Genomic DNA, 18822 nt, shown 5'->3' with positions numbered 1-18822 from the left:
CATTAATTTTCCGCGCACTTCGTTGAGTAACGGCGTACTACGTAGCGCACTACTGCCGTCGGCCCTACGCAGAACAGCGCGGCTTCCTTGCTTCGTTATAAAAGTGTAGTTACTCCTCTATAACTCAACTACTCCTCCGATGTTAGCCCTGCGTCTGACTTTAGAGAGCTTCCGCTTTGCGTGGCAGGCCCTCAAATCCAACTTGCTTCGTACGGTGCTGTCGTTGCTGGGCGTCACGGTGGGCATTTTTGCTATTATCGCCGTGTTCACCGTTGTCGATTCGTTGGAGACTAATATTCGCCAGAGCATGGACTTTCTAGGCGAAAAGGTGATTTACGTGGCCAAGTGGCCGTGGAAATTCGAGAAGGATTTTCCCTGGTGGAAATACTTCAATCGTCCTGTTCCGACGGTGCGAGAGTTTCAAGCCCTGCAACGTACACTCAGCACCAACAACAACGGCATTGCCATCTTCGCGGCGGTGGGGGGTAACACGTTTAAAGCGGGCAGCAACAGCATGACTGGGTGCGCATTGCAGGGTGTGAGCTACGATTTTCGCAAGGTTTCCAACGTTTCCATTGCTGAAGGACGCTACTTTACCAATCAAGAGATAGAAGCCGCTCGGAATGTAGCCATTATAGGTGCCGATATTGCTGCCAACGTCTTCCCCGATGGCTCGGCCCTAGGGCAGGAGTTCAAGTCGCGGGGCCGCAAGTTCGTGGTGATTGGTGTGCTGGAGAAAGAAGGTAAAAACTTTCTGGGCAATTCAGGCAATGATGCCAACTGTCTGATTCCGTTTGGTATGTTCACCAAGATGTTTGCCCTTAACACGGGCAGCAGCATGACCGGCGTAACCCCTACTATCGCCGTGAAAGGCCGCGACGATGACCCCGGCCTCCTCGACCTAGAGTATGAAATGCAGGGCCGCTTGCGCACCATTCGGGGACTCAAGCCGCGCCAGGAAGACAACTTTGCGCTGAACCGGCCAGAGATGATGGCCGACGCGATTAGCTCGCTGTTCTCCGTGATTGGGGTGGCGGGAGCCGTCATTGGTAGCTTCGCCATGCTGGTAGGAGGCTTCGGAATTGCCAACATCATGTTTGTATCGGTGAAAGAGCGGACCAACATCATCGGCATTCAAAAGTCGCTGGGGGCGAAAAATTACTTCATCTTGTTTCAGTTTTTGTTTGAAGCCATCTTCCTGTGTCTCATTGGCGGCGCAACCGGGATTTTGCTGGTGTTTCTCATCACGCTCATTCCCCAGGAGGCCCTGCCTATGTCGCTCACAGCCGGCAACATTGTGCTAGGGCTCACGGTATCGGTGGTGATTGGGGTACTGGCTGGTATTATCCCAGCGGTACTGGCCTCCAACCTTGATCCCGTTATTGCGATTCGCTCGAAGTAACGGCTAGGAAAGAGTTGCTCGACAACTTGCCCAATTAGGGCAAAGTGCTATCTTGCATGCCCCGATTTTTGCCGCTAGGGCAAAAACGCATCTACTACAGTTGCCACCGGGTTTTTCAATTATTCTTTTCTTAAAAGTGCGTTGTCCGGGCTGCAGAAGCGCGAAGAAGACGACTTGGCGGACAAAAAAGTACAGTACTAATGGCAAAACTTAAAAAAACGAGTCGGACTAAACACCAAGACGAAGCACTAAACGAGGGGAGCGGCAGAACCATCGTAAAGCCCAACGCGAACGACAACAAAGTCACGACGATCAGTGACATTCGTGAGCAAACCCACGGCCAGCGGACTGTACAGCTCGACGACGAGCACCGCATCCGTCAAGCGTTCGTTGATAAGGACTGGAACGAAATCAAGATTGCCGATTCCTGGCAGATCTTTAAGGTGATGGCCGAGTTCGTAGAGGGCTTCGAAAAGATGACCAAGATTGGCCCGTGCGTTTCAATCTTTGGCTCGGCCCGCACGAAAGCAGATAACCCCTACTACCAGATAGCGGAAGAAATTGCGGCTAAGCTCGTGCGCCACGGCTACGGTGTTATCACGGGTGGTGGTCCTGGTATCATGGAGGCCGGCAACAAGGGCGCCCGTAGTGAGGGTGGTCGCTCCGTGGGGCTCAACATTGAACTGCCATTCGAGCAGTTTCACAACATTTACATTGACCCGGACAAGATTATCAACTTCGATTATTTCTTTGTGCGGAAGGTGATGTTTGTGAAGTACGCCCAGGGATTTATTGGTATGCCCGGCGGCTTTGGCACACTCGACGAGTTGTTTGAAGCTATTACCTTAATTCAAACTCGCAAAATCGGCCGCTTCCCTATCGTGCTGGTTGGCTCGGCTTACTGGAACGGGTTGTTTAAGTGGATTGAAGATGTGATGCTGCACGAGGAGCACAACATCTCGCCCGAAGACATGAAGCTGGTGCAGATCGTGGACGATGCTGCATCGGCCGTTAAGATCATCGACGATTTCTACTCGAAGTATTTGCTCTCGCCAAACTTCTAAAAGTTATCAAGAGCCTCAAAAGGCCCTGCCGGGTTGATCGAAGCACTTCTACCGCTTCGATTAGCTCGGCAGGGCCTTTTGAGGTCGAATAGTTTTCTATACATAGCCTAGCTTTGTTGGCGCTAACAATATCTTTTTGCGGAGGAGTGATGGAAGGAGGTAGCTGGTTGCTGAAATTTCGATACCAGTACAGTTTGCCTTTATTTGGTTTATAGTGCTCATAAGCAAATAGTTAGGAAGCATACCCCAATTTGTTAGCACAACTAAACCAGTAAAACAGTGTTATTTAGCGGCGACAGAAACCTATTTGTCGTCGTTTTTCTGTGGACTCGGACTTCGATTACCTTATTGTGGGCGGTGGGGCGGCTGGCTTAAGCTTAGCGTATGCTATTACGCAGGAGCCGCGCCTGCAACATAAGCGAGTCTTACTGATTGAGCCGCAGACAAAAAACCAAAACGACCGCACGTGGTCGTTCTGGACCGACGAGCCGACCCCTTTCGACAGCATCGTGGCGCACGAGTGGCGCAAGCTAGCTTTTCGCAGTCCCGCGTACGAGCAGGTTTTTGAGATGCAGCGGTACCGTTATAAGATGATTCGCGGGCTCGATTTCTACCAGTTTGTGCACGCCGCCTTACAAGATAACCCGCACATTAGGCGGGTGACGGGTATGGTGGAGGAGCTTGAAGATACCGCTACCGGCGTGCGTGCCCATACAAGTGCGGGGCAGTTTACGGCGCGCTACGCGTTCGATAGTCGCCCTCCCGTACTAGAGAAAGATCCGGCGAAATACCGCTACCTGTTGCAGCATTTTGTGGGGTGGGAGGTAGAAACGGACCATGACGTATTCGATCCATCCATCGTTGAGTTCATGGATTTCCGCGGTCCGCAGTACCAGGAGGCGCGTTTTATGTATGTGCTACCGTTCACACCTAGGCGGGCTCTGGTTGAGTACACGTTGTTCTCGGCGGAAGTGCTGCCAACGGCCGAATACGAAGCGGCGCTACGATGCTACCTGAGCGAAACACTCGGGGTACGGGCGTTCCGAATTGAAGCGGTTGAGCAAGGAGCCATTCCAATGATAGATCACCCGCTTCCAGCGCAGGAAGGGCAACACATTATCAACCTAGGTACGCGGGCAGGTCGTGCCAAGCCGAGCACGGGCTACGCCTTTCGGCGTATTCAGGCGCACACCCAGCGCTTGGTAACGGCGCTAGCCACTACCGGCCAGCCGCCCGAAGACCTAACCGGCGACAAGTGGCAATTTGGGCTTTTTGATACGCTGCTGCTTGATATTATGCAGCGGCAGGGCGAAAGCACGCGGGCCATTTTTGCGGAGCTATTTCGGCAAAACCCGCTGGAGCGTATTCTCGCTTTTTTGGACGAGCGCACTTCGTGGCCCGACAACCTACGGGTGATGAACTCCGTGACGCCCTGGCCTTTCCTGCGTTCTATTGGGCACGTCTTGCGCGGCCGCCCAGGGCAGCGCCCTCCCGGCGCTTAGTTTTCTCTCTTGCCGAAGCGAGGTCATAGCGGGTAGCAGCCACAAAAAACTGCGGAGCAGAACATCTTTGTTCTACTCCGCAGCCACAATGGTTTAAAAGCTAGGGTTCAGTTTTACAGCCTCTTATCGGCCTGCACGACTGAACTGCTTTTTAGTATTCGTCTTCGTTGAACATGAAGTCCTCTTTGGTCGGATAATCTGGCCATACTTCCTCGATGTTTTCGTAAGGTTGGCCGTCGTCTTCGAGAGCTTGCAGGTTCTCTACGACTTCCATCGGAGCGCCCGAGCGGATGGAGTAATCAATGAGTTCATCCTTGGTGGCAGGCCAGGGAGCGTCTTCCAAGTACGAGGCAAGTTCCAGAGTCCAGTACATAGTCGTGTGAGCTACAAAAAGAAAAGAATAAGTGAAAGTAGGTGTTTAAAATGCAAAAAGCTAGGCTTTAAAACAAGGTACCTCGGCTTTAAAACGCATCTCAAGCTGGGACAACGTAAAAACGGAGGGAATGTTTTTTTAAGCGGGCAAACGCTTGCGTAGCAGCTCGATCAAGTCGTTCTTGGTACGAATCTTCCGTTGGAAAGCGCGGATCTTGCCTTGCAGCATGGTCCGGAAGGCATCATTGCTGGGTGCCGAGCTGAGCTTACCTAGGTTTTCCTCCAATACTTCCTGCTCTTGCTTGTCGTATTTGATGAAGTCGCGTAGGGCTTGAATTCGGTTGGTTACCTGCTCCTCCGGGGAACCCACTTCGTTACCGCCCGCTTGACGTTTGCGGATGAAGTGTTCTAAGGCGCTCATTTCGAACACCTTGTCGCAAGCTAGGATAAACTGCTCCCAAACGCGGTCCGATTCCTCGCCGCGTACCGGGCCCACTTTCTTCCAAGCCGCTTGTAGCTCCTTGGCGCGCGCCACGGCTTCTCCCATGGGGCGGTTCAGTAGCGCTTCGGCTTCGGCTACCAAAGCCCGCTTACGGCTTAAGTTGTCGTCGCCCGGCGTGGGTTCTGTACGGCGCGTGTTGATGTGCACCTTCAGGCGCTCAAAGAAGTGGTTGTGAGCCGCCCGGAAGCGCGTCCAGAGGTCGTTGGCTTGCTTGCGGGGCAAGGTGCCGCCTACTTCCTTCCAATCTTGCTGAAGCTGCTTCAGCTTTTTGGTTGTTTCCTCAAATTCATCCGAGTTCTGGAGTGCTTCCGACTTGTGGATCAGGTCGCGGTACCGGTCGTACACACGGTTGACCATCTGCTTCTTCTCAGCCAAGAATTCCTTTTTCTTGACGTAAAAGTCTTCCACGGCCCGGTGAAAGCGGCCTTCCAGCTCCTCAGTGAGTTGCTTTTCTACTGGCCCTGTCTTGATCCAGGCCTGGCGAACCTCTTTAAGCTGCTCGCCAGCGGTTTGCCAATCCAGGCTGTTGCGTAAAGCCTCGGCCTCCTGAATTAGGTTGATCTTGGTAGCTAGGTTTTTCTCCCGATTGCGAACAATCGTTACCCGAATAGCGTCCTCAGCTTCGCTGAGGCGGCGGTGCAAGCTTTCAAAATCGCCGAGGCCATCGTAGGTGGCTACCTGCTCTTTCAGGTGCAGGGCTTTCATCAGGAAAGAGCCCTTGTTCTCAGATTCTTCGATCTTTTGTAAGAGGTCCTCTACCTTCGCGCGAAAGGTCTCAAACCGGTGCGCGAAATAGTGCAGAGAGGCTTCTTCAGATTCTTTGACCTGGCCTACCTGCCGAGCAGGCAGGTCCATGAAGGCGCGGAGCCACACCTGGTCGCCCTGAATATAGCCATAGCGGCGGGCTTCGGCCAGCAAGTGGTCATTTTGTTCCATAAACTAATACGCGGAAGGAATAGGTGAGGGGCTAGGTGTTCGGAGCGGAAAGATGTACAAGTTTACGGTATGATAAGCAAAATAACTGGTTTCGGCACCCGTCGTAGCTACTGCACACTGCTGTAACCTAGCGGCCGATCCGCATTTTGACAACCAGGTAAACAACCGTACCAGGGACGCTACGGGTAACGTGGGTAGGGGGTTATAAGTAAAAAGGAAAGAAGCTAGGTTGTAGGGCGAGCATAAGCGCTTAAATCATTGGGTCAGACAGGACTAGTATATTGAAATAAAACACCGCTAATAGCGATAGGTTGCTTGCAAACCCAGCGAAACGCAAAAATGGAAGCCCCGCGGCGTTACTGCACCTATCTGATGGCTTAACTAGTAGTGAAATCGAAAGTTCAGGATTATTCTTATTTCCGTGGGAAGTCATTTTTGACCACTTGGCCACCTTTCATCACAAACCGTACCTGCTCCAGGGCCGTGATGTTCGTGAGCGGGTCGCCTTCCACAGCTATCAGGTCGGCGTACTTAGTAGGTTCGAGCGTACCAAGCCGATCCTGAACCCCGAGTAGCTCGGCGGCGTTCAGGGTAGCGGCCCGGATGATTTCTAGCGGCGACATACCGGAAGCGGCGTAGGCCCGCAGCATAAGCAGGCTAGCTTGACCCCGGGTTTTGCCTGGCACTTGATAGTACTCATCGGAGCCAGCCGCCACGCGCACACCTGCTTTCACGGCCCGGGCAAGGCGTTTGTGATTGGCGTCCGCAAACTCTTTGGCACCAACGGCATATTCTTCGGGCGAAACGCCAGGTGGGGCGGGGCTGAGACTCAAGTAGAACTCCGCCGGATAGTCAGTCGGCACCAAGAAGATGTTTTTTTTGACCATCATTTTCAGCACGTCGTCGGGGATAGAGTAGGCATGCTCGATAGAGTTGACGCCGGCTTCCGCTGCAATGCGTGTGGCTTGGTCGCCAATAGCATGAGCCGCTACCGTTTTGCCTACGCGGTGTGCTTCTTCTACAATTACCTTCATTTCTTCCAGTGACACCACGCGCGGACCGGTATTAACGATGACTTTGATACAATCGGCGCCGTCGTACACGGCTTGTCGCACGGCGCGACGGGCCTCCTCCACGCCGCTGATAGTCACGTATTCCTGGGCCACAAGCTGCTGCGCTTCGGCAGTTATCTGCCCAAATTGCCCACCTGCTGCGGCCAACGCACGAGTAGAAACCACCATGCGCGGCCCCACCACCCAGCCGTCCCGAATAGCGTCGCGCAAGGCCACATCGCCATTGTGGCCGCTGTTACCTAGGTCACGTACGGTTGTAATGCCAGCCTCCAGATCTTCCCTACCCATGGCGGCACCTAGCAAAGCGCGGCGCGTAGTACCGAGCTGCGTGACCGTCAAGAGCATGTTGGGATCGTCGCCACCTACTTTGGGGTCGTAGTTTTGCAGCAAATGCGTGTGTGAGTCGATGAGGCCAGGCAGCACCAACGCATTACCTAGGTCAATCACCTGTGCGTCGGCCGGAATAGCTAGGTTGGTGCCTACCTTCTGAATACGGTTACCTTGCACCAGCACCACGGCATTGGGCAACACCTTGCCTGTGCGCACGTCTAGCAGCCGGCCGCATTTTACGGCCGTCAGCGGTTGAGAAGAAGGTGCTTGAGCGAACGTAAGTTGAACGCAGCACAGTAGAAGCAGGGCAAGTAGGCGTAAACGCATGAGGGATAGGTTTGTAGTTGAACTAAGTAGGAGAATTTACTTCAATAAACAACCTTCATTTCCTGGCGCCCCCGAAAGCTAGCCGACAGATTAGAGCCATCTTTCCTACCTTTCCGAAAGCAATCAGCATTCCTACCTATGAGCGAAACCATCATCTTCTCGATGGCCGGCGTGAGCAAGATTTTTCCGCCGCAGAAACAAGTCTTAAAGAATATTTACCTCTCCTTTTTTTATGGCGCCAAGATTGGCGTGCTTGGTTTGAATGGCTCGGGTAAGTCGAGCCTGCTCAAGATCATTGCCGGCGTCGATAAGCAGTTTCAGGGGGAAGTAGTGTGGTCACCAGGCTACTCGGTGGGCTACCTAGAGCAGGAGCCCCAGCTCGATCCTACCAAAACGGTGCTGGAAATAGTGCAGGAAGGTACCGCCGAAACGGTGGCCCTGCTTAAAGAATTCGACGAAATCAACGAAGCGTTCGGCGCCGAAGATGCCGACTTTGACAAGTTGCTGGAGCGCCAGGGTACGGTGCAGGAGCGTCTCGACCAGCTCGACGCCTGGAACCTCGATAGCAAGCTAGAGCGCGCCATGGACGCCCTACGCACGCCCCCCGGCGATGCCGTAGTGGGTAACCTTTCGGGTGGAGAAAAGCGCCGCGTGGCCTTGTGCCGCCTGCTCCTGCAAGAGCCCGACGTGCTGCTGCTGGACGAACCTACCAACCACCTCGACGCTGAGAGTGTGCTGTGGCTGGAGCAACACTTGCAGCAATACAAAGGCACCGTCATTGCCGTAACCCACGACCGCTACTTCCTCGACAACGTGGCCGGCTGGATCTTGGAGCTGGACCGTGGCGAAGGTATTCCGTGGAAAGGCAATTACTCAAGCTGGCTGGAGCAGAAGGCCGGCCGCTTAGCCCAAGAAGAAAAGACTGAGAGCAAGCGCCAGAAAACTTTGCAGCGCGAGCTAGAGTGGGTACGCATGGCCCCCAAAGCTCGCCAGGCCAAGAGCAAGGCCCGCCTCGCCGGCTACGACAAGATGGTGAACGAAGACGCCAAGGAGAAGGAGCAGAAGTTAGAGCTATTCATCCCCGACGGGCCACGTCTAGGTTCGCAAGTGATTGAGGCGGAGGGTCTGACCAAAGCGTTTGGCGAGAAGCTTCTTTTTGAAAACCTCAGCTTCTCCCTGCCGCAGGGTGGTATCGTGGGTATCATCGGGCCGAACGGCGCCGGTAAAACCACGCTATTTCGCCTCATCACCGACCAGCTGCAACCCGATGCCGGCACGTTTGAAGTCGGCCCGACGGTACAGACGGCTTACGTAGACCAGCAGCACGACACGCTAGATCCGAGCAAATCGGTGTTCGAAACAATTTCGGGCGGCACGGAAACCATGTTGCTCGCCGGCCGGCCGGTGAATGCCCGCGCCTACGTGAGCAACTTCAACTTCCGCGGCGGCGACCAGGAGAAGAAAGTTGGCTCGCTCTCAGGTGGGGAGCGGAACCGCGTGCACCTCGCTACTACCCTGAAGCAGGGCGCCAACCTGCTGCTGCTCGACGAGCCGACCAACGACCTCGACGTAAATGCTATCCGGGCCCTGGAAGACGCGCTGGAAAACTTCGCCGGCTGCGCCGTTATCATCAGCCATGACCGGTGGTTCTTGGACCGCCTCGCCACCCACATCCTAGCTTTCGAGGGCGACTCGGAAGTGGTGTGGTTTGAGGGTAACTTCTCGGACTATGAGGAGGCCAAGAAGAAGCGCCTGGGCGATGTAGAGCCCAAGCGCGTGCGGTATAAGAAGCTAGGGTAAGCGCATAACACCACAATAAGAAGGGGCGGCTGAAAGTACTTTCGGCCGCCCCTTCTTATTGTGGTGTTTTATAACGGTCTGATTTTTAGTGGTTAGTGCGGCATGTGGCTGATCTTGGCCTCGTCCAGATCCAACTGGGCTTCTTGGTGGCGCAGCATCTCATCCTCAAATATATCTTGGTGGCGCAGGATTGATAGCTCTTCGCGCTGCACTTGCAGCACATCAAGCAGCACGTGGTGGTAGCGTTGCAGGGCCAAGCGCTTGGTCTCGTCGTAGTTGAGGGCTTCGAGCAAGGAGCCGGTGCGCTGGGCCTCGGCTTGCATGCGCTGCTGCAAGGCTCGAATTAGCTCGTTCTGGCTGATATCCGTCGAGTAGTACTGACTTAAATGAGCTAGGGCCGCTTGGCGTAGCCGCAACCGAATGCCCGCCTCTTGTTGTTCGGCGGGCATGTGCTCGTCAGTTTCCGAAATGCCTGTGAATTGAATAAGCAGTGGCAAGGTGAGGCCCTGAAATACAAGCGTCACCAGAATGACCACAAAGGTGATAAACAGTATTAGGTTGCGTTGCGGAAATGCTTGCCCATTGGCCAGCAGCAGGGGCACCGATAGGGCCGAGGCCAATGACACCACGCCCCGCATGCCCGCCCAACCTAGCACAAGAGGAGCTTGCCAACCGGGGCTAGCTTCGCTGCTACGGATAGTGTAGCTCCACCAGCGCGGCAAAAAGGCAGCTGGGTACATCCATAATAGCCGGATCAGAATAATAATGCCGCTGGTTATCAAGCCATACGTAATGGCTTCTTTCAGCGAGTAAGTACCTAGCCCCTCTACTACTAGCGGCAGCTCCAACCCAATCAGAATAAACACCAGTCCATTCAAAACAAAGCCTACGCTAGCCCACACGCTAGCCGTTTGGAGCCGGGTATTGGCATCAAACACGCGGTGTGAGTGGAACGACATCAGCAGCCCACCACTCACGACGGCCAACACGCCCGAGAAATGAAGTTCTTCGGCTAGCAGGTACATGGTGTAGGGTGCCAAAAAGGTAAGAACCGTGTTGATGCTAGGCGTAGTAGGCAAATAGCGGTGAATTAGGTAGAAGCCGTGCCCTACCACCAAGCCTATCACAATGCCCATGCCGCTCACCAACAGAAACGTAGTAGCTGCCTGCTGCCACACGAACGTGCCCGACACTACCGCTGCTAGCGCAAACCTAAACACAATCAAACTGCTGGCATCGTTGATAAGGCTTTCACCTTCCAGAATAGCCGTGATACGCCGCGGCACCTTGATGCCTTTTAGCACTGAGGTAGCGGCCACCGCATCGGGCGGCGAGATGATACCACCCAGCAGAAACCCCAGCGGTAGCGTGAAGCCTGGAATAACGGCCTTTGACACATAGGCCACGATGGTAGAGGTGAAAAATACTAGTCCGAATGCCAACAATCCGATAGGGCGCTTCCAGCGCCAGAACTCGCGCCACGAGGTGTACCAGGCGGCTTCGTAGAGTAAGGGCGGTAAGAAAATCAGGAAGATAAGATCAGGGTCGATAACGATGGGCGGTAAGCCGGGAACGAAACTCAGAGATAATCCCCCCAATACCAAAAAGATAGGGTAGGAGATGCGCAACTTCTGCCCTAACATCACGAGCAGCAACATAACAAATAGCAGCCCTAGAATTAACAGTATTCTTTCATGCATAATCGATTAGCTGCCACTGATGAGGTGCTGGCAGCAGCCGGAAGGTAGCGCTTCAGGTCGAAAATTGGCAACAAGTAGTGCTGCTACGATGCGAAGTGGCTATTTGCGCTGGAAGTTGTAGTTGGCGTTCCAAAAGTTGCACGCCTTATGGAGCGCGGTTAGTCTCACCCGTTTTGAAGCCAACGCAACGCTGACTTTCATGAGCAAACGGCGTCATCCTATAGTTGGCGTGCGAGGACAACTAAGTATGACTAGATCAGCTTTCTAAATGGATGAGTAGCCACACGAATAATAGCGCTGAACCTAGCTTTTTCTAGCGGATGGAAAGAAATTGGAAAGGTGTACTACTGCTGTGCTTAATGTACACGTGTCTTCGACGCCTAGTACTGTGTCGCATGCTATGCTATTCAAAAAAGCCATGAAAAAGGCTAGCGTTCTATGCTTCTCTTTGCGCTGCGGGCGTTTACAAGCATAACAAAACGCCCTAGCCTCCTCGTAAAGCAAAGCCCCATCTCACCCTTTTATGCTCGTCGAAAAAAAGATTCCCTTTCGCTACTTCTTCCGGCAGGTGCGCGCCGACGTTGCACGAGTACTCGTGTTTGCTATTGGCTTCGAGCTGCTAGAACTGTATTTCGGCAAGTCTATGCCCATCATTCCGGGGCAGCTAGCTACTATTCTGGGGAGTGCCATTTCCCTGATTTTGGCCTTCAAGATCAACCAATCATACGATCGGTGGTGGGAAGCGCGCAAAGTGTGGGGCGCTATTGTGAATGACTCCCGCTCGTTTGCGCTGCAAGTGAAAGCCTTTCTGCTCGACGACCTGCTTGGGGCAGCGGCCGCGCAAGCCGCGGTGAAGCAACTGGTGCACCGGCAGATTGCGTGGTGCTACAGCTTAAGCCAAGCGTTGCGAGGAGAAGACGCCACTGCTAACCTAGCTTCGTTGCTGACGGCCGAGGAGCTAGCCTACATCCGGCAGCATAACAACAAGCCCTTGGCCCTGCTCGCCTTGCACGCCAATCACTTAAAAGCCCTGCGGCAGCAGCAAGCCCTCGAGAGTTACGAGCACGTGCAACTCGACAGTACGCTGGTGCGCCTCTGCGACTCCATGGGAAAGGCCGAGCGCATCAACAGCACGGTGTTCCCGATGACGTATCGGCTGCTGGTGCATATGTTTATCTACTTGTTCTTGGTAGCGCTGTCGCTGAGCCTAGTAGAAACGGTGGGCTTGGTGGAAGTGCCCATTCTACTGGCGTTTGCGACGATTTTCTTCCTGCTGGAAAAGACAGCCACCTACCTGCAAGACCCCTTCCGCAATAAGCCCACCGATACGCCCATGACGGCCATCTCGCGCACCATCGAGATTAATTTGAAGCAGCTGCTGGACGAAAAAGAAATACCGCAGCCCGTAACGGCGGAGTCATTTTACTTGATGTAGAAGGCTGACAGCAAGCGTGCGTCGTGCCGAGTCAGGTGAGAAGCTAGCTTTAGAGCCTAGATGGTTGCTTCGGCTTGCTCGCTTGTCTCGGCACGACGCACGCTGGTGCAGTAGTTAGGTAGCGGCCACGTTTACCCAGCCTTCGCGCATGGCTTGCACGACTAAGCCGACCAGCGTCTTGGCGCCCGTTTTTTGGAGCAGGGCGCGGCGGTGGCTTTCCACGGTGCGCACGCTCACAAACAAGCGGTCGGCTATTTCCTGGTTACAGCAGTCGTCTACTACTAGGCGCAGCACTTCCAGTTCGCGGCGGCTGAGTGGGGTGGCGGGTCCAGTGCGGCGCGTGGTCGTGCGAGGAACCGATAATGCACTGGCTTCCGCCTGACTCAGCAGCTCACCCACGGTGTCGATTACGTCGGTAGGGGTGGCTTGGCGAGAGAGCAGCGGATAGCCTGACTGAACGAGCTGCTGGCGCACAGCAGCGGGTAGGCGCCCACCTGTAAGAACGAGGATCTGTTGGCGGGGAAAGCGCAGACGCATGTGCAGGAGTTGGACCGGTAAGCTAGCACCCGGCACGGTGCTATCGGCAATGACCAGCGCGAACGATTGTTGTCGCAAGAGCACAAGCAATTGATCGGGGTCGGGGGTGGTGTCAAGGGCTAGGTTAGGCCAAGTTTCGCGTAGCGTAACGGCCAAGCCTAAGCGGTGCAGAGTGGGTGGAGCGGCAAGCAAAACCGCTCCTGACGGTGTAGTCATAGGACATAGAAACGGTGGTATGGATGCAGACAGTGCAAACAGGTAGGTAGGGCGTCAACTAACAAGCACGAGTAAGCAGCTAGTTCTCAACTGGCTAGTGAGCTAAATGTAAGAAGCTGCGGAAGTAAATTCTAATGATATATAGTAAAATCTAGAAAGTTTATATCCGAATAAATAAAGTTATATGCCGCTTAGTATGAGCTTTTCAAGGCCACTAACCAATTTTATAACCTAGCGCTATAGCTTGTAAGGTGAGTAGATAAATGATAAATCATCGTTTTTGAGCAACGGGCTGAATAAGTGGCAGAGCAAGTGCACAGTAAGCGCCTGGATTCAGACAACAATTTGGTCAAGCACAGGAATAAGCTGCGGTGCTATATTGCGTCTCATTTATTTAGCGAAGTTTACTGGCCGAGGCGCCATCCGCTTTCGGTAAAAACCATTCAGCGTACAACTCATGAGCACGGACACTCAAAAAGAAACTCTGTTTCAACAGACGGAGCAGCAACTACAGCAGCAAGGCTTCTCCATCGACAAGCAAGACCAGTCGCGGCCTTGGGGCGGCTTCTTCGTCATTAATGAAGATCAAGCTCAGCAGTTCGCCGACACATATTTCGATGGCTTGTCGGTTGATACGCTCCGCATTTCGGGCAAGCTAAGCCCCAAGATTCTGATTGTGGCGCCCGAGAAACGCTTGTCGTGGCAGTACCACTTCCGCCGCGCCGAAATCTGGAAGGTGCTACAAGGCCCAGTAGGCGTGGTAACGAGCGACACCGACGAGGAAGGCGAAGTGAAAACGTACGCTCCTGGTGAGCTCATCACGCTCAAGCAAGGCGAGCGGCATCGCCTCGTGGGCCTGAGCGACTGGGGCGTGCTAGCTGAGATTTGGCAACACACTGACGCCGAGCAGCCCTCAGATGAAGATGATATTGTGCGCGTGCAAGACGACTTCGGGCGCTAAACCCGGAAGCTAGGTTTGCCTAGTGGTCATGAAAAGGAAGAGGGGACTAAGTGCCTTTCTTCCTTTTTTTGTACTAGTAAAAGCAAGAATAATTTTATTGCAGCTACAAGCTCTGCAAAAATATTTCTACTGTCGTGTCGTTCTGCTCTTATGGATTTAGCTACCCTCGTCGATCGAGAAGAAATTTATATTGGTTTTGATGCGGCCAACCAATGGCTGTATACGGATTGGAAGGGGGAGTACACGAAGGAAAGGTCGCGGGCTACATGCCTGCTAATGTTAGAAACTATCCGTGCGCATCCATGCGCTAAAATCCTGAATGACAACACAAACGTCACTCGCACGAACGTGGAGCTTACGCAGTGGACGTTATGGTGGCTGGAAGAAATGCGCCAAGCCGGGTTGCAGTGCATTGCCTGGGTATACACGCGCGCTTTTGATGCCCGCGAAGCCACGGAAGCGACGGTAGTACGCATCGAGCGGCCGCGAGTAGCTACCTTCGATGATCTAGCTTCAGCCTACATGTGGCTCCAGCAGCAGATCGTTCAGACGACTTGAGGCTAGCTTAGCGCATTGTATGAGGCACTGGCCAGCAGGTCGCGGCATTGCCGGGCAATCTCCAGTTCCTCGTTCGTGGGGATAACCAAAACCTTCACCCGCGACTCAGGCGTGTTGATTTCACGTAGCTGTTTGGACCGGAGTTGGTTCTGCGCTTCATCCAGTTGGATACCTAGGAACTCCAGGTGCTGGCAGGCGCGGGCGCGCACCAGTGCGTCGTTTTCGCCTACGCCAGCCGTAAACACCAGCGCATCAAGGCCGTTCAATGCCGCGGCGTAGGCGCCAATATATTTCTTGATGCGGTAGGTGTACAGGTCGTAGGCTAGCTCAGCGTGCGGGTCGCCTTCGTTGAGGGCTTTGGTGATGTCGCGCATGTCGCTGGCGCCGGTGAGGCCGAGCATGCCGCTGCGCTTGTTCAGTAGGTTGCTTACCTGCTCCACGTCGTAGCCGAGCTGGCTCACGAGGTGGAAAACCACCGACGGATCTAGGTCGCCGGAGCGGGTGCCCATCACGAGGCCGCTCAAAGGTCCAAAACCCATGCTGGTATCAATAGACTTGCCCCCGTCGACGGCAGCCATGCTACAGCCATTGCCTAGATGAATGGTAATGAGCTTAGCCGCTGGGTTGCCGAGATATTGCGCGGCTTGCTCAGCTACGTACTTGTGACTAGTGCCGTGGAAGCCGTACACCCGGATGCCCTGCTCGGTGTAAAGCGAGTTGGGCAAGGCATACCGGAAAGCCCGCTCGGGCATAGTCTGGTGGAAAGCCGTGTCGAACACCGCGACTTGCTGGGCCTGCGGAAAGATTTTTTCGGCCACTTCGATACCTAGGTAGTTGGCCGGGTTGTGCAAGGGCGCCAGCGGAAACAGTCGTTTTATTTCCTGCTTTACCTCCTTGGTAATGACCGTCGTAGCTGCAAAGGTTTCGCCCCCGTGTACCACCCGATGTCCTACCACGTCTATTTCGGCCGGGTCGCGAATGACGCCAATTTCTGGTGCGGTTAGTAGCGCAACGGCCTCACGCAGGCCGGCTTCGTGGTCGGGAAGGTCGAGGGTGCGCTGCGTGACGTGCTCCTGCTCACCGGCAAATACTTTGTGCGTGATAACAGAGTTTTCTAGGCCAATGCGCTCGACTAAGCCACTACAAACGGGCTGCTCGGTGGGCAGGCGAAACAACTGGTACTTAATGGAACTGCTACCGGAGTTGACGACGAAGATGTTCATAGTGGTAGTTTTTACCCTAATTCCTCTTCTGGAGGATGGCGCATTGGCGGCGCAGAAAGATAGATGGCTAAACGGCTGCGAGATCAGACAGCATCGAAAAAAAGTTCATACGCAGACCTAGGTGCTTGTGGCAAAACAAGGCACTTCTTCCAAAGCCTGTATAGTGTAGCGGTAAAAGTAAGAAGGAACGCCGCAGTTCTTGGTCAATACGTTACTCCAAGTATCACGGTAGCAGTTTTGCCAGGATTACCTGTTACTTGCCTCCTTTGCATAGCCGGCATTCGAAGCACCAGATAGCAACTGCAGCGGGTAATAAAACTAGCCGTAGTTTATATAGGTGCAATTCGGCTAGTTGCATTACGCATGCTGCACCGCTCTTTATGCTACGTACCTGCTTCAGATAGGCTGCTAGCGTTACATTTGTCAAAATAAGGATAGGAAATATAGAATTAACTTGTTGTCGGCATCATTAAAGTAAGCATAGCTTAAAGCACACTAAACGTCTGTCTTTAAGAATAAAGTTGTGTTGATAGATATAAACAAGATATATAGAATATGGATACTAACAGAAGGTATTTTCATACATTCGATACGCTAAGATTTTTCTCGTTTCTTTTGGTGTTTATACACCATATTCCGATTCCAAATACTTCGTATTTTTCGTTTTTTTCAAAAAGTGGTGGAGAAGGCGTTGTATTCTTTTTTGTGTTAAGTGGGTTTTTGATTACATACGTGTTAGTGCATGAAAAGAAACATAAAGGAGCTATATCTCTAAAGAACTTCTTTGCTAGACGTGTCTTAAGGATTTGGCCTTTATTTTATGCTGCGTTATTATTTGCATTTAGTACATCTTATCTGTTAGATGTATTGCATATAGAGCATTCTAGCGAGGGGTACGAGCCAAATTGGTTAATGTCAATATTTTTTCTGGAAAACTATAAAATGATTATAACTAATAGCTTTCCGAATGTGGCCCCTTTAAGAGTGATGTGGTCTCTATGCGTCGAAGAGCACTTTTATATTGTATGGGGAGTTTTAGTCTCTTTGGTTTCACTGAAGAGAATCCCTTTTATAATTTTCGCTTCAATTGTATTTGCGAATATTGCAAGAGGTCTTTATATCCAAGCAGGGCTTATAACCGCTGACTTATTCACTGACTTAGATTACTTCGCTTTTGGTGCAATACCAGCTTATATTCTTGTTGTTAGAGGCGATATTATGAAAGAAGTTGAAGAAATACCTCTTACACCAAAGTATACGATAGCTTTTGCTTCTGTGGTTTTGGTATTTGCGATACCTAACTTGAGCTTTACGTGGCTGAACTTTGCTGCTCCACTGTTATATGGGACATTCTTTTCTGCGACAATATTATTTACTTTAACTCAAAATAATTATCTAAAAATAGAAAAAACCTGGCTTAGCAAACTAGGTGTTTACACTTATGGGTTGTACCTGTTTCACACAGTTATAATCAACCTATTTTTGCATATAAAAATACCAAATTATAAATTTAGTTGGGTTGATATCTTGTTTTTATCCTTGGTATCTACAATTTTAGTTAGTATTATATCTTATCATGTCTTCGAAAAACAGTTTTTAAAACTAAAGAAATATTTTTACAATTAATGAGCAGGTTGACGCCTTTGTTCAATTGTTGCTAGCTTTTATGCTGACGTGATGCTCCAGGACTGTTAATGAGCCAAAGTTTATTGATGTAAGCACATCATAACCCAGGTGAATTTATAGGTGTCCGCGTTACTTTCTCTAGCCTTAAATGATCGTAATGGTCATAATAAGGGATGCCAGTTCTGTAGTACAGACACAGATTAAGTAGTAGCTGAATTATTCGAGTTGTGCAACGCCAAGCCAGTAATTACCGCCTGGCTTTACACGGTATGCGCCTCATTTTTATTGAAGAATACCTTTCGCACCACTCCCACGATTTTCTCAATAATAAACCCGATGGCAAGCCCAAAAATGGCGCAGGCTAGTACCTTAGCCAGCCATGCTATGGCGGGTACGTTAGCTAGGTTCTGTTCTAACTCGTGCAACAAGTGAGCAGTGAACGGAATGCCGTGCGCAATGATTTCGGCGCCAACCCATAGCATTGCGGCCGTGCCCACATAGCCTAACGCATTCAGAAAGCGCGGCATGAACTTCACGATGCCACGACCAATTTTTTGCGTGGTGGGGCCGTACTCGTTCCCTGCTAGGTGCATCCCGATGTCATCCGCTTTGACAAGTAAGCCAACAAAGCCGTACACGGCCACCGTAATAAAAACAGCCACGGCCAGCATCACAATGATTTGATTTACAATTGGCTGGCCGGCTACTTGGCTGTAGGCAATGGCCATAATCTCTGCCGACAGAATAATATCCGTGCGTACGGCGCTGGTTACGCGCTCCTTTTCTAGCTCTTCAGGAGTAATCGACTGTACCGCCTCGCTTTCCGGGTCTACGGCGTGGTGCGGGCTCAGCATAGAATGCACCTTCTCATAGCCTTCGAAGCATAGATAAGCGCCCCCTAGCATGAGGATGGGTGTGATGGCCCAAGGCGCGAAATACCCGAGCAGCAAGGCCGCCGGACTTAAGATAAGCAGCTTGTTGATCAGCGACCTTTTGGCAATCTGGTAAATGATGGAGAGTTCCCGCGCCGGATCGAGCCCTACGACATACTTGGGCGTAACTGCCGTGTCGTCAATCACAATACCGGAAACTTTGCCAGTCGTCTTGGCTATTTGGGTGGGCACATCGTCCAAACTGGCGGCGCTTACTTTCACCAGCGCCGAAATGTCATCTAACAAGGCAAAAAATCCTGAAGGCATGTTGTGTTTGGCTGCGCTGTTTTTATTTCAAAAAATGGGATGCTTGCTGCTCGACCTAG

15 protein-coding genes are annotated in these 18822 nt (G+C 52.3%); 8 read left to right on the top strand and 7 right to left on the bottom strand.

Going from position 1 to position 18822, the window contains the following annotated elements; translation table 11 throughout:
* The first annotated feature begins 139 nt into the window (after positions 1-139).
* From BXP70_RS13295 to BXP70_RS13285, 3 genes are all read left to right on the top strand, one after another.
* A complete protein-coding gene (locus tag BXP70_RS13295) occupies positions 140-1402 on the top strand; it encodes an ABC transporter permease (protein WP_086594587.1) in 1263 nt (420 codons plus the stop codon).
* Positions 1403-1602: 200 nt separating this feature from the next.
* On the top strand, positions 1603-2466 hold the full coding sequence (locus BXP70_RS13290; RefSeq protein WP_086594586.1) for an LOG family protein: 864 nt from the start codon (positions 1603-1605) through the stop codon (positions 2464-2466).
* A 323-nt stretch (positions 2467-2789) separates the two neighbouring features.
* A complete protein-coding gene (locus tag BXP70_RS13285) occupies positions 2790-3968 on the top strand; it encodes a lycopene cyclase family protein (RefSeq protein ID WP_179197686.1) in 1179 nt (392 codons plus the stop codon).
* A 151-nt stretch (positions 3969-4119) separates the two neighbouring features.
* Here the strand turns inward: BXP70_RS13285 and BXP70_RS13280 are convergent, their stop codons facing one another.
* The 3 genes from BXP70_RS13280 to BXP70_RS13270 form a co-directional block, all read right to left on the bottom strand.
* The gene (locus tag BXP70_RS13280) at positions 4120-4341 is read right to left on the bottom strand and encodes a DUF2795 domain-containing protein (RefSeq protein ID WP_019948259.1); all 222 of its coding nucleotides are present in this window, start codon (positions 4339-4341) and stop codon (positions 4120-4122) included.
* A 138-nt stretch (positions 4342-4479) separates the two neighbouring features.
* Positions 4480-5778 carry a DUF349 domain-containing protein gene (locus BXP70_RS13275; protein WP_086594584.1) on the bottom strand — a complete coding sequence of 433 codons (1299 nt, stop codon included), beginning with the start codon at positions 5776-5778 and terminating at the stop codon, positions 4480-4482.
* A gap of 413 nt (positions 5779-6191) precedes the next feature.
* A complete protein-coding gene (locus BXP70_RS13270) occupies positions 6192-7508 on the bottom strand; it encodes an amidohydrolase family protein (RefSeq protein WP_086594583.1) in 1317 nt (438 codons plus the stop codon).
* 138 nt (positions 7509-7646) lie between these two features.
* Between BXP70_RS13270 and ettA the strand changes: the two genes are divergently transcribed.
* Positions 7647-9308, top strand: a complete 1662-nt coding sequence (gene ettA / locus BXP70_RS13265) for an energy-dependent translational throttle protein EttA (protein ID WP_086594582.1) — start codon at positions 7647-7649, stop codon at positions 9306-9308.
* A 92-nt stretch (positions 9309-9400) separates the two neighbouring features.
* Here ettA and BXP70_RS13260 read toward each other — a convergent pair whose 3' ends face one another.
* The gene (locus BXP70_RS13260) at positions 9401-11008 is read right to left on the bottom strand and encodes a Na+/H+ antiporter (RefSeq protein WP_086594581.1); all 1608 of its coding nucleotides are present in this window, start codon (positions 11006-11008) and stop codon (positions 9401-9403) included.
* Between the two features lie 523 nt (positions 11009-11531).
* On the opposite strand from BXP70_RS13260, the gene BXP70_RS13255 reads away from it, so the two are divergent.
* Positions 11532-12443, top strand: a complete 912-nt coding sequence (locus tag BXP70_RS13255) for a bestrophin family protein (protein ID WP_086594580.1) — start codon at positions 11532-11534, stop codon at positions 12441-12443.
* 114 nt (positions 12444-12557) lie between these two features.
* On the opposite strand, the gene BXP70_RS13250 is transcribed toward BXP70_RS13255, so the two are convergent.
* Positions 12558-13196: a response regulator transcription factor gene (locus BXP70_RS13250; RefSeq protein WP_086594579.1), complete on the bottom strand. Its 639-nt coding sequence runs from the start codon at positions 13194-13196 to the stop codon at positions 12558-12560.
* A 457-nt stretch (positions 13197-13653) separates the two neighbouring features.
* Here BXP70_RS13250 and BXP70_RS13245 point away from each other — a divergent pair, with 457 nt between their 5' ends.
* On the top strand, positions 13654-14157 hold the full coding sequence (locus BXP70_RS13245) for a cupin domain-containing protein (RefSeq protein ID WP_086594578.1): 504 nt from the start codon (positions 13654-13656) through the stop codon (positions 14155-14157).
* Positions 14158-14307: 150 nt separating this feature from the next.
* Entirely contained in the window at positions 14308-14715 is a 408-nt protein-coding gene (locus BXP70_RS13240; protein ID WP_086594577.1) for a hypothetical protein, read from the top strand.
* Between the two features lie 2 nt (positions 14716-14717).
* On the opposite strand, the gene BXP70_RS13235 is transcribed toward BXP70_RS13240, so the two are convergent.
* Positions 14718-15938 (bottom strand): acetate/propionate family kinase, encoded by a 1221-nt coding sequence (locus tag BXP70_RS13235; RefSeq protein WP_086594576.1) that lies wholly within the window; start codon positions 15936-15938, stop codon positions 14718-14720.
* A 555-nt stretch (positions 15939-16493) separates the two neighbouring features.
* On the opposite strand from BXP70_RS13235, the gene BXP70_RS13230 reads away from it, so the two are divergent.
* On the top strand, positions 16494-17564 hold the full coding sequence (locus tag BXP70_RS13230; protein WP_086594575.1) for an acyltransferase family protein: 1071 nt from the start codon (positions 16494-16496) through the stop codon (positions 17562-17564).
* Positions 17565-17824: 260 nt separating this feature from the next.
* On the opposite strand, the gene BXP70_RS13225 is transcribed toward BXP70_RS13230, so the two are convergent.
* The gene (locus BXP70_RS13225) at positions 17825-18763 is read right to left on the bottom strand and encodes a DUF808 domain-containing protein (RefSeq protein WP_086594574.1); all 939 of its coding nucleotides are present in this window, start codon (positions 18761-18763) and stop codon (positions 17825-17827) included.
* Positions 18764-18822 lie beyond the last annotated feature (59 nt).

This window comes from Hymenobacter crusticola, assembly GCF_002154225.1.
Taxonomy (GTDB): domain Bacteria; phylum Bacteroidota; class Bacteroidia; order Cytophagales; family Hymenobacteraceae; genus Hymenobacter; species Hymenobacter crusticola.
Note: the sequence above shows the minus strand (reverse complement) of the source record. Positions and strands in the feature narration are given on the sequence as shown.

Excerpts from the sequence above, each read along its gene's own strand:
- BXP70_RS13295 (WP_086594587.1), top strand. The coding sequence starts at position 140 with ATGTTAGCCCTGCGTCTGACTTTAGAGAGCTTCCGCTTTGCGTGGCAG.
- BXP70_RS13290 (WP_086594586.1), top strand. The coding sequence starts at position 1,603 with ATGGCAAAACTTAAAAAAACGAGTCGGACTAAACACCAAGACGAAGCA.
- BXP70_RS13280 (WP_019948259.1), bottom strand. The coding sequence starts at position 4,341 with ATGTACTGGACTCTGGAACTTGCCTCGTACTTGGAAGACGCTCCCTGG.
- BXP70_RS13275 (WP_086594584.1), bottom strand. The coding sequence starts at position 5,778 with ATGGAACAAAATGACCACTTGCTGGCCGAAGCCCGCCGCTATGGCTAT.
- BXP70_RS13270 (WP_086594583.1), bottom strand. The coding sequence starts at position 7,508 with ATGCGTTTACGCCTACTTGCCCTGCTTCTACTGTGCTGCGTTCAACTT.
- ettA (WP_086594582.1), top strand. The coding sequence starts at position 7,647 with ATGAGCGAAACCATCATCTTCTCGATGGCCGGCGTGAGCAAGATTTTT.
- BXP70_RS13260 (WP_086594581.1), bottom strand. The coding sequence starts at position 11,008 with ATGCATGAAAGAATACTGTTAATTCTAGGGCTGCTATTTGTTATGTTG.
- BXP70_RS13255 (WP_086594580.1), top strand. The coding sequence starts at position 11,532 with ATGCTCGTCGAAAAAAAGATTCCCTTTCGCTACTTCTTCCGGCAGGTG.
- BXP70_RS13250 (WP_086594579.1), bottom strand. The coding sequence starts at position 13,196 with ATGACTACACCGTCAGGAGCGGTTTTGCTTGCCGCTCCACCCACTCTG.
- BXP70_RS13245 (WP_086594578.1), top strand. The coding sequence starts at position 13,654 with ATGAGCACGGACACTCAAAAAGAAACTCTGTTTCAACAGACGGAGCAG.
- BXP70_RS13240 (WP_086594577.1), top strand. The coding sequence starts at position 14,308 with ATGGATTTAGCTACCCTCGTCGATCGAGAAGAAATTTATATTGGTTTT.
- BXP70_RS13235 (WP_086594576.1), bottom strand. The coding sequence starts at position 15,938 with ATGAACATCTTCGTCGTCAACTCCGGTAGCAGTTCCATTAAGTACCAG.
- BXP70_RS13230 (WP_086594575.1), top strand. The coding sequence starts at position 16,494 with ATGGATACTAACAGAAGGTATTTTCATACATTCGATACGCTAAGATTT.
- BXP70_RS13225 (WP_086594574.1), bottom strand. The coding sequence starts at position 18,763 with ATGCCTTCAGGATTTTTTGCCTTGTTAGATGACATTTCGGCGCTGGTG.